The organism is Buttiauxella sp. A111 (assembly GCF_014189855.1).
In the GTDB taxonomy this organism is placed as follows: Bacteria; Pseudomonadota; Gammaproteobacteria; order Enterobacterales; family Enterobacteriaceae; genus Buttiauxella; species Buttiauxella selenatireducens.
On sequence record NZ_BJFN01000005.1, the window covers coordinates 177,766 to 191,064 of the forward strand.

Below are 13,299 nucleotides of genomic sequence, written 5' to 3' on the forward strand. Positions count from 1 at the left end.
CTACTGTCAGTCTAGTAGCCAGCGTCGGTGGATGACAACGCCACAGCGTGCAGGGTATTCTTAAAAGTGCCTGACAAATCGAGATAAATCCATGAGTAAAATGCCACTTTTCTTCATTGCCGTCGTGGCGATCATCGTCGTTGCAGCATCGTTTCGCTTTGTGCAGCAGCGCCGCCAGAATGCGGAAAATGATGCGGCCCCCGTGATGCAAAGAAACGTCCAGGTCACGACAAAACGTGAAACGCCGACCAATGAAAGACGCTCACGGCAACGCCAGGTGACTCCGGTTGAAGATACGATGCGCTATGAGATCTGGTTTCGCCCACAAAGCGGAGGCCTGGAGCTGAAAATGCGAGTAACGGCAGGGCAATACCACTCGGTGAGTGTAGGTGACAAAGGAACCTTACAGTACAAGGGGACGCGCTTTGTTGGTTTCATCCCCGAGTAATAACAGGCTATTTTATTTGCCATTTTTGACCTGGGCAGTGCTCGGAATCCTCACGTACTACGTGTACGCTCCGGTTCCTCCGCGCTGTCCGTGTCCAAACTGGCTGCAACAATAACGCCTGTTGGCACTGACACCGCTCTAAGTTTATTTGCCCTGACGGAGTTTTTTCTGCCACACCAACAATTCAAATACACCAAAGATGAAAATCTTAATTTGTTGAGCACGACTCAGCGGCGGGGCGTCTTTCGGTTGGGTCGATTTCAACAACGCCAATTGCATCCCGTGCATCAACACGGTGAAGACCAGCGCGACGTTAACAAAGATATTCAGCGGCCGCGGGAACGGATGGAAAATATTCAATAACAAAAATCCCCAGACGCCCAGCATCAGCAAGCGGCCTATATTAATTAGCATGTCGTCGCTCCTTAAATTTCACGACTAAATAAACGGTAAGCGACCTGTCCTGCGACTTTTTCACGATGCAGCGACCAGCTTGCTGGTACCGCGGGCATGCCGTTTTCAACTTCGCTTTCAACATAAATCAGTGCTTCATCCGCCAGCCAGCCATTGCTCTCTAACAGCGCTAATGTCTCGTCCAGTAACCCTTTACGGAATGGCGGATCAACAAACACGATGGTGTGCGGTTCGCCAGGCTGCGCCAGGAAATTGAGCGTATTGGTGTTCACCACTTTTCCATTGGCCGCTTTTAGCGTGGCGAGATTTTTTTGCAGCTGTTGTGAAACATGGCGGTCCATCTCCAGCAGCGTGGCGCGGGTAGCGTAACGCGATAAGGCTTCAAGCCCCAGCGCACCGCTTCCGGCAAAACAATCCAGCACAGTGGCGTCAACCATCATGGGTGCCAGCCAGTTAAACAGAGTTTCACGCACCCTGTCCGTCGTTGGACGCAGGCCTGGGCTGTCAGGGACGGGCAGTTTACGGCCGCGCCATTGGCCACCAATTATACGGATCTGGCCTGCGCCAGTAGTTTGCGGTTTTTTCATGAGACTCACTGCGATGCAATTTCTTGCCGTCTAGTGTAACGGTGTGTGTAAAGCGGGGAAAGTGATAGACTAATGCATTCATTGATAATTATTTTCAGTGCCCGTGGCAAGCTCAATCGGGCCTGTGCCATGAATTAACAGCGAGGAGTGTGTTCGCAAATGGCGAAAGAGAAAAAACGTGGCTTTTTTTCATGGCTAGGCTTTGGCCAGAAAGAGCAGGCTTCTGAACAAGAACCAGAACAAAAAGTAGCTGAAGAACAATCGGTTGTAGAAGAAGCTGTTGAGCAGGTTACTGAGCCTGAACAACCGCAAGCGACCGAAGAAACTGCACAGCCAGAAGAAGCAAAGCCAGAAATCCAAACTGAGGTTCAACCTGAAATTCAGCCAGAAACGCTGACTGATGTTGAACCCGTTGTGCTTGATAAGCACGAAGAACCAGAAGCCTTCGCAGAAGAGATCGTCGACGTCACTGAAAAACTCGCTGAAAGCGAAGTGCAGGTGGCTGAGCCAGAAATCACCCCAGAGCCTGAGCCAGAAGTCACGGCGCAAGTTGCTGTTGAGCATGAAGAATTACCGGTTCAGGAAGATCTCACACCTGAGATTGTGCAGGAACAGCAGGCAGAAGAGTGGCAGCCAGAACACGAACCTGTGGTGGTTGAAACTGAGGTTGAAACTGAGGTTGAAACGTTTGTTGAACCTGAAGAAGTTGCCATTCTTGCGGTAGAAGACGTTGTTGTCGAAGAAGAGCTGATTGAAGCGATTCCTGTTGCCGCCGTTGCCGCTGAAGACCTGCCGGTCGAGCTGGAACCAGAAGAAGCCGAAGAAATTCAGGCTGAAGAAGAGCTCCAACAAGAACAAGAGAAACCCACCAAAGAAGGTTTTTTTGCGCGCCTCAAACGCAGCTTAATAAAGACCAAACAGAACCTCGGTTCCGGATTTATCAGTCTATTCCGCGGCAAGAAAATCGATGATGATCTGTTTGAAGAGCTCGAAGAGCAGTTGCTTATCGCCGATGTCGGTGTCGAAACAACGCGCAAAATCATCGCCAATCTGACAGAAGGTGCGAGCCGCAAAGAGCTGCGTGACGCCGAAGCGTTATACGGCCTGCTGAAAGAAGAAATGGGCGAAATTCTGGCGAAAGTCGATGAGCCGCTGAAGGTTGAAGGCAAAACCCCGTTTGTTATCTTAATGGTGGGCGTCAACGGGGTGGGTAAAACCACGACCATCGGCAAACTGGCGCGTCAGTTCCAGCAAGAAGGCAAATCTGTCATGCTGGCTGCGGGCGATACGTTCCGTGCCGCAGCGGTTGAGCAGCTCCAGGTTTGGGGCCAGCGCAATAACATTCCGGTGGTCGCTCAACACACGGGTGCCGACTCCGCGTCTGTGATTTTCGATGCGATTCAGGCGGCGAAAGCGCGCAACGTTGATGTTCTTTTGGCGGATACCGCCGGGCGCTTGCAGAACAAAGCGCACCTGATGGAAGAGCTGAAGAAAATCGTCCGTGTCATGAAAAAACTGGACGTAGACGCACCGCATGAGGTTATGCTCACTCTCGATGCCAGCACGGGTCAGAACGCGATTAGCCAGGCTAAATTGTTCCATGAAGCCGTTGGATTGACAGGCATTACGCTAACCAAACTGGATGGTACAGCCAAAGGCGGCGTGATTTTCTCCGTTGCCGATCAGTTTGGTATTCCGATTCGCTACATTGGCGTCGGCGAGCGTATTGAGGACTTGCGTCCGTTTAATGCGGGCGATTTTATTGAGGCACTTTTTGCCCGAGAGGATTAACCATGATTCGCTTTGAACACGTTAGTAAGGCCTATCTCGGCGGGAGGCAAGCGTTGCAGGGAGTGACTTTCCATATGCAACCAGGCGAGATGGCTTTTCTGACCGGTCACTCAGGAGCTGGGAAAAGTACCCTGCTCAAGCTTATCTGCGGTATTGAGCGGCCAAGTGCCGGCAAGATCTCTTTTGGCGGTCATGACATTAGCCGCCTCAAGAGCCGCGAAGTGCCGTTCCTTCGTCGCCAGATTGGTATGATCTTCCAGGATCACCATTTGTTGATGGACAGAACTGTGTACGACAACGTAGCTATCCCGCTGATTATCGCGGGTGCTAGCGGCGAAGATATTCGCCGCCGCGTCAGCGCGGCACTGGATAAAGTCGGCCTGCTCGATAAAGCGAAGAATTTCCCAATCCAACTCTCGGGTGGTGAACAACAGCGCGTGGGTATTGCACGTGCTGTGGTGAATAAGCCTGCGGTACTGCTGGCGGATGAACCAACCGGTAACCTTGATGACGCGCTCTCGGAAGGGATTTTACGTCTGTTCGAGGAATTTAACCGCGTTGGGGTGACGGTTCTGATGGCGACGCACGATATGGGGCTGATTTCTCGCCGTAACTATCGCATGTTGACCCTAAGTGACGGCCATTTGCATGGAGGCCTGGCAGGTGAATAAACGCAGCGCGCTCAATCACATAAAGCGCTTCAGCAACAAGCTGGATAAAATCAACTCGCTGAATAAGTTAGGGGATTTAGGCCGTTCGGTGAAAAAACGCGGCAAAGGTCCTCAGTCGAAAAGCAAATCTCTTAAGGGCGGCGTGAATGAGCAGTTCCGCTATGCCTGGCAGGGTGCTTTGCAGGATTTGCGCAGCAAGCCATTAGCCACTTTCCTGACGGTCATGGTTATTGCCATCTCCCTGACGTTACCTAGCGTGTGCTACATCGTTTACAAGAACGTCAATCAGGCCGCCACGCAGTATTATCCTTCCCCACAAATCACGGTTTATCTCGATAAAGCGCTTGATGACAATGCCGCGCAGCAAGTTGTGGGCGCGATTCAGGCGGAAGAGGGCGTCGATAAAGTTAATTATCTCTCGCGTGACGAAGCGCTTGGCGAGTTCCGCAACTGGTCGGGCTTTGGTGGCGCGCTGGATATGCTGGAAGAAAACCCGCTGCCTGCTGTCGCTGTGGTGAATCCAAAACTTGATTTCCAGACTACCGACCATCTGAATACTTTGCGCGATCGCGTGGCGCGGATAAACGGTGTCGATGAAGTCCGTATGGATGACAGTTGGTTCGCCCGTCTTGCCTCGCTGACAGGTCTTGTGGGCCGCGTGGCTGCAATGATTGGTGTTCTGATGGTTGCGGCGGTGTTTTTGGTGATTGGTAACAGCGTGCGCCTGAGCATCTTTGCTCGTCGCGATACCATCAACGTGCAAAAACTGATTGGTGCCACTGATGGATTTATCTTGCGTCCGTTCCTGTATGGCGGTGCGCTGTTAGGGTTTAGCGGCGCGTTCCTGTCGCTTATCCTGTCCGAAATTTTGGTATTACGTTTGTCCTCTGCGGTGACTGAAGTCGCACAAGTGTTTGGCACTAAGTTTGATCTCACAGGCTTAGGATTCGACGAATGTCTTCTGCTGTTGCTGGTTTCATCCATGAGCGGCTGGTTGGCAGCCTGGATCGCAACTGTGCAACATTTACGTCGTTTTACCCCAGAGTAAAATTTTTTTGGTATACTTGTCCCCTGCTACGAAGTACCCGTCAGCAGGGGATACGCTCCCACCTCGGTTTGTGTTTCTCCTGCCCAGTTTCATAGCTCTGTCACATTTTGTGTGTAATACATGCACAGCTTTACAGTGAACTTGTGGATAGCATCACTGTCTGAGTTTACTGTGAGTGGTACGGTTTGGCGCTTGACGTGGAGTCAGGTGCAGCACGGTGTAGCAACCTGTACGTTAGTCTCTAAGAGAGGGTTTGAATGACCAAAGAAATGCAAAATTTAGCTCTAGCCCCTGTTGGTAACCTGGAATCTTATATCCGGGCCGCTAACTCCTGGCCGATGTTAACGGCTGAGGAAGAGAAGGAGCTGGCTGAAAAGCTGCATTACCAGGGCGATCTGGAAGCAGCGAAAAGGCTGATCCTGTCTCACCTGCGCTTTGTTGTTCATATCGCTCGTAATTATTCGGGCTATGGCTTACCGCAGGCTGACTTGATTCAGGAAGGTAACATCGGCCTGATGAAGGCTGTACGTCGCTTTAACCCTGAAGTGGGTGTCCGTCTGGTGTCGTTTGCCGTGCACTGGATCAAAGCTGAAATTCACGAATACGTTCTGCGTAACTGGCGTATTGTGAAAGTGGCAACCACAAAAGCACAACGTAAGTTGTTCTTTAACCTGCGTAAAACAAAACAACGTCTGGGTTGGTTCAACCAAGATGAAGTTGAAATGGTCGCCAACGAGCTGGGTGTTTCCAGCAAAGATGTCCGTGAGATGGAATCTCGCATGGCGGCGCAGGACATGACGTTTGACATGGGCAATGACGACGACTCAGACAGCGCGCCAATGGCTCCAGTGCTATTCTTGCAGGATAAGTCTTCTAACTTTGCCGATGGCATCGAAGACGACAACTGGGAATCACACGCGGCTGATAAACTCAGCGATGCGATGATGGGCCTGGATGAGCGTAGTCAGGATATTATCCGTGCACGTTGGCTTGATGAAGACAACAAAAGCACGCTGCAAGAACTCGCCGACCGCTACGGCGTCTCCGCTGAGCGTGTACGCCAGCTTGAAAAGAACGCCATGAAAAAACTGCGCATGGCTATCGAAGCGTAAGTTCTTCAGTTAGACAAAAAAACCGCCTTCAGGGGCGGTTTTTTTATGCCTGTCACTTTCCTGTTCACCTTGTGAAAAAATTGTTATTCCAAAAGCCGCAAATTCGGGTATGTTTTTAGCACGGAGTGCGGCGAAGGCCTGCGCGGTTATCTCCACCTCAAAAATAAAACAGTGCCAAAACAACACAACAAATACCAATCACAACAAGAATGGGGATTCTCAGGATGAACATGAAGGGCAAAGCATTATTGGCTGGTTGTATTGCGCTTGCGATGAGCAACGCGGCATTTGCTAAGGACATTAAAGTTGCGGTAGTTGGGGCGATGTCTGGCCCGGTTGCACAATATGGCGACCAGGAATTTACCGGTGCAGAACAAGCGGTTGCTGATATTAATGCCAAAGGCGGTATCAAAGGCGACAAACTGGTTATCACCAAATACGACGATGCTTGTGACCCGAAACAAGCGGTAGCCGTCGCCAACAAAGTGGTAAACGATGGTATCAAATATGTCATCGGCCACCTGTGCTCCTCTTCCACTCAGCCTGCGTCTGATATTTACGAAGACGAAGGTATTCTGATGATTACGCCTGCGGCAACGGCTCCGGAGCTGACCGCGCGTGGTTATAAACTGACAATGCGTACCACCGGTCTGGACTCTGATCAGGGCCCAACGGCCGCAAAATACATTCTTGAGCATGTAAAACCGAAAAACATCGCGGTCATTCATGACAAACAACAGTACGGCGAAGGTCTGGCTCGGTCTGTTCAGGACAACCTGAAAAAAGGCGGCGCGAATGTGGTGTTCTTTGACGGGATTACCGCAGGTGAAAAAGACTTCTCCACGCTGGTTGCGCGTCTGAAGAAAGAGAACATCGATTTCGTGTATTACGGTGGTTACCACCCAGAAATGGGTCAGATCCTGCGTCAGTCTCGCGCGGCTGGCCTGAAAACCCAGTTCATGGGGCCAGAAGGTGTGGCGAACGTTTCTTTGTCTAACATTGCCGGCGAATCTGCTGAAGGCATGTTAGTCACCAAACCGAAGAACTACGACCAGGTTCCTGCGAACAAACCTGTTGTAGATGCGATTAAAGCGAAGAAACAAGATCCAAGTGGTGCTTTCGTGTGGACGACTTATGCGGCACTGCAATCGCTGGCAGCGGGTCTGAACAAGTCAGAAGATCCTGCTGAAATCGCTAAATACCTGAAAGGCAGCTCGGTTGAAACCGTAATGGGGCCATTGAGCTGGGATGAGAAAGGCGATCTGAAAGGCTTTGAATTCGGCGTGTTTACCTGGCATGCGAACGGTACAGCGACCGACGCTAAGTAATTTTCCCCCTCACCCTAACCCTCTCCCTCAGGGAGAGGGGATGGTCCGGTTTCCTCTTTCTCCTCAGTGGGAGAGGGGATGGTCGGGTTTTCTCTTTCTCCTTCGTGGGAGAGGGGATGGTCCGGTTCCCCCACTGGGGAGAGAGAACTGATCGAGTGTTTTCTCCCTCTCCTGGGGGAGAGGGCCGGGGTGAGGGCTACTTCTCCCAACCACCCGCCTGAGCTTTAAATCCTAACACCTGCATAAACGCCGTCATAACGCCGCGGTCTTCCACACCGACGTCGCTCATCCACCATCGGGTGATGTCAGGATTATTGCGAATCACCTCTTCCACTAAATATTGTCCAACGCCACGGCGGCGCGTAATTTCCCGCACCCGCAGCGAATCTAAAGCGCCTTCAGAATCAGCCAGTGTGACGCGAACCGCGCCCAGCAACCTGTCGTTAAATTTTGCAGCGTAAATACGGTGAGTATCACTGAGGGTAAGAGAAGCGCTGGAATATTCCGGCCAGATCTTTGCAAGATCGATCTCATCTTGAGCACTACACTCAAACAGACGAATGATGGTGAGTTTCATAAGCGAGCTAACCAAAAAGCGGGAAAACCCCGAGTGTAACCAATTTATTTGCGTCAGACGCTTTATCTTTTATCAGCCATATACCAGACGATTAATTTTTGCGTCAAACATATACCAGTTTGATAAGTGGTGGATTGAAAAATGGTCAGTATAAAACCCTAAAACCTAGTGTTTTATTCCGCTCTTTGTGTCGCTATTTTATGCTGAAAATGCTGCTTTTTTTTGTTTAACTATGAGTAAATACAGAATAATATCTTTGCTTAATAGCCTGAAAAATAGAGAGTTTAGCCTTAAATATTGTAAATTTTAACGCTAAGCCCTTAACGGCGCTCATAAAAATGGTTAAAGGTTAAAAAATGCACAGCATGCTTTTTAACCATAATAAAACCACAAAATCACGAGAAATGGGGATTCAAAGAATGAAGGTAAACGCGAAGACATTACTCGCCGGGTTTGTTGCTTTGGCGGTGTCTCACGCGGCAACGGCGGCAGACATTAAAGTTGCCGTTGTTGGTGCAATGTCAGGGCCGGTTGCGCAGTGGGGCGATATGGAGTTCAACGGTGCGCGCCAGGCGATCAAAGACATCAACGCCAAGGGCGGCATCAAAGGCGACAAGCTTGTTGCAGTTGAATACGACGATGCTTGCGATCCAAAACAAGCCGTTGCGGTTGCTAACAAAATCGTAAACGACGGTGTGCGTTATGTTATCGGCCACCTTTGCTCCTCTTCAACTCAGCCTGCGTCTGATATTTATGAAGACGAAGGCATCCTGATGATCACGCCTGGGGCAACTAACCCAGAGCTGACAAGCCGCGGCTACAAAATGATTATGCGTACCGCTGGCCTGGATTCATCCCAGGGCCCAACGGCGTCTAAATACATTCTTGAAACCGTTAAGCCACAGCGCATCGCTATCATTCATGACAAGCAGCAATACGGTGAAGGTCTGGCGCGTTCTGTACAAGACGGCCTGAAAAAAGGCGGCGCGAACATCGTCTTCTTCGACGGTATCACCGCGGGCGATAAAGACTTCTCCACGCTGGTTGCGCGCCTGCAGAAAGAAAATATCGACTTCGTCTACTACGGCGGTTACTACCCGGAAATGGGCCAGATCCTGCGCCAGGCGCGTGCGGTTGGCCTGAAAACCCAGTTTATGGGGCCAGAAGGTGTGGGTAACGCATCCTTGTCCAACATCGCAGGTGCTGCAGGCGAAGGCATGTTAGTCACCATGCCAAAACGCTATGACCAGGACCCAAGCAACAAAGCTATCGTGGATGAGCTGAAAGCTGAGAAGAAAGATCCAAGCGGCCCGTACGTGTGGATCACTTACGCAGCGGTGCAATCTCTGGCGACAGCCCTTGAGCGTACGGGAAGTGAAGAACCTGCAGATTTAATCAAAGATTTAAAAGCTAACGGTGCGAAAACCGTCATTGGGCCGCTGAACTGGGATGAGAAAGGCGATCTAAAGGGATTTGAATTTGGTGTCTTCCAGTGGCATGCCGACGGTTCGTCTTCACCGACGAAGTAAGGCTACGACACTTCAGTCATCCCACCTTCCGGGCGCAAAACCCGGAAGGCATTAGAAAGGTTATTGTATGTCTGAGCAGTTCCTCTACTTCCTTCAGCAGATGTTTAACGGCGTCACGCTGGGCAGCACCTACGCGCTGATAGCCATCGGTTACACCATGGTTTACGGCATCATTGGCATGATCAACTTCGCCCACGGCGAGGTCTACATGATCGGCAGCTACGTCTCGTTTATGATCATTGCAGCGTTGATGATGATGGGCATTGATGTGGGCTGGATGCTGGTCGGGGCCGGTTTCATTGGTGCAATTGTTATCGCCAGTGCTTACGGCTGGAGCATCGAGCGCGTCGCGTATAAACCCGTGCGTAATTCTAAGCGTCTGATTGCACTGATCTCCGCCATCGGTATGTCCATCTTCCTGCAAAACTACGTCAGCCTCACTGAAGGTTCGCGTGACATCGCACTGCCAAGCCTGTTTAACGGCCAGTGGGTTGTCGGTGCCAGCGAAAGCTTCACCGCAACCATTACCACCATGCAGTTGGTGATTTGGATCGTGACATTCCTTGCCATGTTAGCGCTGACACTTTTCATCCGTTATTCGCGTATGGGCCGTGCTTGCCGTGCGTGTGCGGAAGATTTGAAAATGGCGAGTCTGCTCGGTATTAACACTGACCGCGTTATCTCTCTGACCTTTGTGATTGGTGCGGCAATGGCGGCTGTGGCTGGTGTGCTGCTCGGCCAGTTCTACGGCGTCATTAACCCGTATATCGGATTTATGGCCGGTATGAAAGCCTTCACCGCAGCGGTACTTGGCGGTATCGGCAGTATTCCAGGTGCGATGATTGGCGGCCTGATCTTAGGTGTTGCGGAAGCGCTGACCTCTGCGTATCTGAGCACTGAATATAAAGATGTGGTTTCCTTTGCGCTGCTGATTGTCGTCCTGCTGGTGATGCCTACCGGTATCCTGGGCCGTCCGGAGGTCGAAAAAGTATGAAACCGATGCATGTTGTTTTAGCACTCCTTTCGGCGGCTATCTTCTTCGTTCTGGCTGGCGTCTTTATGGGCGTACAACTGAGCCTGGACGGCACTAAGCTTGTGGTCAACAGCGCTGAGTCTGTGCGCTGGGAATGGGTTCTGATTGGTACGGCGATTGTCTTTGTCTTCCAGTTGTTGCGTCCTGCATTCCAGAAAGGCATGAAAAAAGTTTCTGGGCCGAAGTTTGTGCTGCCTGCGTTAGACGGCTCAACACCCAAACAGAAACTGTTCCTGCTGGCGCTGTTGGTACTGGCTGTGGCGTGGCCATTCGTGGTTTCACGCGGCACGGTAGATATCGCAACGCTTACGATGATCTACATTATTCTCGGCCTCGGTCTGAACGTTGTAGTCGGTTTGTCGGGTTTACTGGTGCTGGGCTACGGTGGCTTCTACGCCATCGGCGCGTACACCTTCGCGTTGCTCAACCATTATTACGGGCTGGGATTCTGGACATGTTTACCGCTGGCCGGTCTGGTGTCTGCGGCGGCAGGTTTCCTGCTGGGCTTCCCGGTACTGCGTTTACGCGGTGACTATCTGGCGATTGTGACGCTCGGTTTCGGTGAAATCGTCCGTATTCTGTTGCTCAATAACACCGAAATTACCGGCGGGCCGAACGGTATCAGCCAGATTCCAAAGCCAACGCTGTTTGGACTGGAGTTCAGCCGCAGCGCGCGTGAAGGTGGGTGGGATACCTTCAGCAACTTCTTCAACGTTGCCTATAACCCCGGTGACCGCATTATCTTCCTGTACCTCGTCGCGCTTTTGCTGGTCGTGTTGTCGCTGTTTGTGATTAACCGCCTGCTGCGTATGCCGCTGGGTCGTGCGTGGGAAGCGTTGCGTGAAGATGAAATCGCTTGCCGTTCACTGGGTCTGAACCCAACGCGTATCAAGCTGACTGCATTTACCATCAGCGCCGCGTTTGCCGGTTTTGCCGGTACGCTGTTTGCTGCACGCCAGGGCTTTGTCAGCCCGGAATCGTTCACCTTTGCCGAGTCTGCCTTTGTGTTGGCGATTGTGGTGCTGGGCGGCATGGGCTCGCAGTTTGCCGTTATTCTCGCCGCTATTCTGCTGGTGGTATCGCGTGAGCTGATGCGTGATCTGAACGAATACAGCATGTTGGTGCTCGGTGGCCTGATGGTGCTGATGATGATCTGGCGTCCGCAAGGTTTGCTGCCAATGACACGTCCGCAGTTGAAGCTGAAGAAAGAACAAGTGGAACAAGTCAAAGGAGAGCAGGCATGAGTCAGCCATTGTTATCCGTAAACGGCCTGATGATGCGTTTCGGCGGTCTGCTCGCTGTAAACAATGTTTCTCTGGAACTGCATCCTCAAGAAATTGTGTCGTTAATTGGCCCTAATGGTGCCGGTAAAACGACAGTATTCAACTGTCTGACCGGTTTTTATAAGCCATCAGGCGGCACCATCATGCTGCGTGACCAGCATCTTGAAGGGCTTCCGGGCCAGCAAATTGCGCGAATGGGCGTGGTGCGTACTTTCCAGCACGTCCGCCTGTTCCGCGAAATGACTGTGATTGAAAACTTGCTGGTGGCTCAACATCAGCAGCTGAAAACCGGCGTGTTCTCAGGTTTGCTGAAAACCCCTGCTTTCCGTCGTTCACAAAGCGAAGCGCTGGACCGTGCCGCGACCTGGCTTGAGCGTATTGGTCTGCTTGAGCAGGCTAACCGCCAGGCAAGCAACCTTGCGTATGGCGATCAGCGCCGTCTCGAGATTGCGCGCTGTATGGTGACGCAGCCAGAAATCCTGATGCTTGATGAACCCGCCGCAGGTCTTAACCCGAAAGAAACGCACGAACTCGATGAGCTGATTATGGAGTTACGTAACCACCACAACACCACCGTGCTGTTAATTGAGCATGACATGAAACTGGTGATGGGCATTTCTGACAGGATTTACGTGGTAAACCAGGGGACGCCGCTTGCGAACGGCACACCGGAACAAATCCGTAATAACCCTGACGTCATCCGCGCCTATTTGGGCGAAGCATAAGAATGGGCGAGACAAAGATGGAAAATATCATGTTGTCATTTGACCAGGTGAGCGCCCATTACGGAAAAATTCAGGCGCTTCACGAAGTCAGTTTACATATCAAACAGGGTGAAATTGTTACCCTGATTGGCGCGAATGGCGCGGGTAAAACCACGCTGCTCGGCACGTTGTGCGGTGACCCGCGCGCGTCCAGCGGCAAAATCACCTTTGATGGAAAAGACATCACCGACTGGCACACAGCCCGCATCATGCGTGAAGCGGTGGCTATTGTGCCGGAGGGGCGTCGTGTGTTTTCGCGTATGACGGTGGAAGAGAACCTCGCGATGGGCGGTTTCTTTGCTGAGCGTGACCAGTATCATGAACGCATCAAACGCGTTTACGAACTGTTCCCACGCCTGCTTGAACGCCGTATCCAGCGTGCGGGCACCATGTCAGGTGGCGAGCAGCAGATGCTGGCAATTGGCCGTGCGTTGATGAGCCAACCGCGCTTGTTGTTGCTGGACGAGCCGTCGCTGGGTCTTGCGCCCATCATCATTCAGCAGATTTTCGATACCATCGAACAACTGCGTAGTGAAGGCATGACTATCTTCCTCGTCGAGCAGAACGCCAACCAGGCGCTGAAGCTTGCTGACCGAGGCTATGTGCTGGAGAACGGCCACGTCGTTCTGGAAGATACGGGTGATGCGTTGCTGGCTAACGAAGCGGTGCGTAGCGCCTATCTCGGCGGATAATCCCTAAGATAACTCAATCGCC

At 51.7% G+C, this 13,299-nt stretch carries 15 protein-coding genes; 11 read left to right on the top strand and 4 right to left on the bottom strand.

Annotated features, from left to right (window positions below; all coding sequences use genetic code 11):
• Positions 1-91: 91 nt before the first annotated feature.
• Positions 92-448, top strand: coding sequence for a DUF2500 domain-containing protein (locus BSPA111_RS15940; RefSeq protein ID WP_183272136.1), 357 nt, complete (start codon positions 92-94; stop codon positions 446-448).
• Between the two features lie 144 nt (positions 449-592).
• Here the strand turns inward: BSPA111_RS15940 and BSPA111_RS15945 are convergent, their stop codons facing one another.
• On the bottom strand, positions 593-862 hold the full coding sequence (locus BSPA111_RS15945; protein WP_183272137.1) for a DUF1145 family protein: 270 nt from the start codon (positions 860-862) through the stop codon (positions 593-595).
• 11 nt (positions 863-873) lie between these two features.
• The gene (gene rsmD / locus BSPA111_RS15950; protein WP_183272138.1) at positions 874-1,449 is read right to left on the bottom strand and encodes a 16S rRNA (guanine(966)-N(2))-methyltransferase; all 576 of its coding nucleotides are present in this window, start codon (positions 1,447-1,449) and stop codon (positions 874-876) included.
• A 159-nt stretch (positions 1,450-1,608) separates the two neighbouring features.
• Here rsmD and ftsY point away from each other — a divergent pair, with 159 nt between their 5' ends.
• The 4 genes from ftsY (at position 1,609) to rpoH (ending at position 6,071) form a co-directional block, all read left to right on the top strand.
• Positions 1,609-3,240: a signal recognition particle-docking protein FtsY gene (gene ftsY, locus BSPA111_RS15955; RefSeq protein ID WP_183272139.1), complete on the top strand. Its 1,632-nt coding sequence runs from the start codon at positions 1,609-1,611 to the stop codon at positions 3,238-3,240.
• 2 nt (positions 3,241-3,242) lie between these two features.
• Positions 3,243-3,911 (top strand): cell division ATP-binding protein FtsE, encoded by a 669-nt coding sequence (gene ftsE, locus BSPA111_RS15960; protein WP_016538586.1) that lies wholly within the window; start codon positions 3,243-3,245, stop codon positions 3,909-3,911.
• Complete coding sequence (gene ftsX / locus BSPA111_RS15965; protein WP_183272140.1) at positions 3,904-4,959, top strand: permease-like cell division protein FtsX; 1,056 nt, start codon at positions 3,904-3,906, stop codon at positions 4,957-4,959. Before ftsE ends, ftsX begins: the two co-directional genes overlap by 8 nt.
• Positions 4,960-5,216: 257 nt before the next feature.
• Positions 5,217-6,071: an RNA polymerase sigma factor RpoH gene (gene rpoH, locus BSPA111_RS15970; protein WP_183272141.1), complete on the top strand. Its 855-nt coding sequence runs from the start codon at positions 5,217-5,219 to the stop codon at positions 6,069-6,071.
• 9 nt (positions 6,072-6,080) lie between these two features.
• On the opposite strand, the gene BSPA111_RS15975 is transcribed toward rpoH, so the two are convergent.
• Complete coding sequence (locus BSPA111_RS15975; protein ID WP_183272142.1) at positions 6,081-6,257, bottom strand: hypothetical protein; 177 nt, start codon at positions 6,255-6,257, stop codon at positions 6,081-6,083.
• Positions 6,258-6,295: 38 nt separating this feature from the next.
• On the opposite strand from BSPA111_RS15975, the gene BSPA111_RS15980 reads away from it, so the two are divergent.
• Positions 6,296-7,399 carry a branched-chain amino acid ABC transporter substrate-binding protein gene (locus BSPA111_RS15980; protein ID WP_183272143.1) on the top strand — a complete coding sequence of 368 codons (1,104 nt, stop codon included), beginning with the start codon at positions 6,296-6,298 and terminating at the stop codon, positions 7,397-7,399.
• 196 nt (positions 7,400-7,595) lie between these two features.
• On the opposite strand, the gene panM is transcribed toward BSPA111_RS15980, so the two are convergent.
• Complete coding sequence (gene panM, locus BSPA111_RS15985) at positions 7,596-7,976, bottom strand: aspartate 1-decarboxylase autocleavage activator PanM (RefSeq protein WP_183272144.1); 381 nt, start codon at positions 7,974-7,976, stop codon at positions 7,596-7,598.
• Positions 7,977-8,395: 419 nt separating this feature from the next.
• Here panM and livK point away from each other — a divergent pair, with 419 nt between their 5' ends.
• The 5 genes from livK (at position 8,396) to livF (ending at position 13,277) form a co-directional block, all read left to right on the top strand.
• The gene (livK, locus tag BSPA111_RS15990) at positions 8,396-9,505 is read left to right on the top strand and encodes a high-affinity branched-chain amino acid ABC transporter substrate-binding protein LivK (RefSeq protein ID WP_183272145.1); all 1,110 of its coding nucleotides are present in this window, start codon (positions 8,396-8,398) and stop codon (positions 9,503-9,505) included.
• Positions 9,506-9,572: 67 nt separating this feature from the next.
• Positions 9,573-10,499: a high-affinity branched-chain amino acid ABC transporter permease LivH gene (gene livH / locus BSPA111_RS15995; protein WP_183272146.1), complete on the top strand. Its 927-nt coding sequence runs from the start codon at positions 9,573-9,575 to the stop codon at positions 10,497-10,499.
• Entirely contained in the window at positions 10,496-11,782 is a 1,287-nt protein-coding gene (locus BSPA111_RS16000) for a high-affinity branched-chain amino acid ABC transporter permease LivM (protein WP_183272147.1), read from the top strand. Before livH ends, BSPA111_RS16000 begins: the two co-directional genes overlap by 4 nt.
• Positions 11,779-12,546 (top strand): high-affinity branched-chain amino acid ABC transporter ATP-binding protein LivG, encoded by a 768-nt coding sequence (gene livG / locus BSPA111_RS16005; RefSeq protein ID WP_183272148.1) that lies wholly within the window; start codon positions 11,779-11,781, stop codon positions 12,544-12,546. The genes BSPA111_RS16000 and livG overlap by 4 nt, the downstream gene beginning before the upstream one ends.
• A 17-nt stretch (positions 12,547-12,563) precedes the next feature.
• Positions 12,564-13,277: a high-affinity branched-chain amino acid ABC transporter ATP-binding protein LivF gene (gene livF, locus BSPA111_RS16010; RefSeq protein WP_183272361.1), complete on the top strand. Its 714-nt coding sequence runs from the start codon at positions 12,564-12,566 to the stop codon at positions 13,275-13,277.
• The last annotated feature ends 22 nt before the right edge of the window (positions 13,278-13,299 follow it).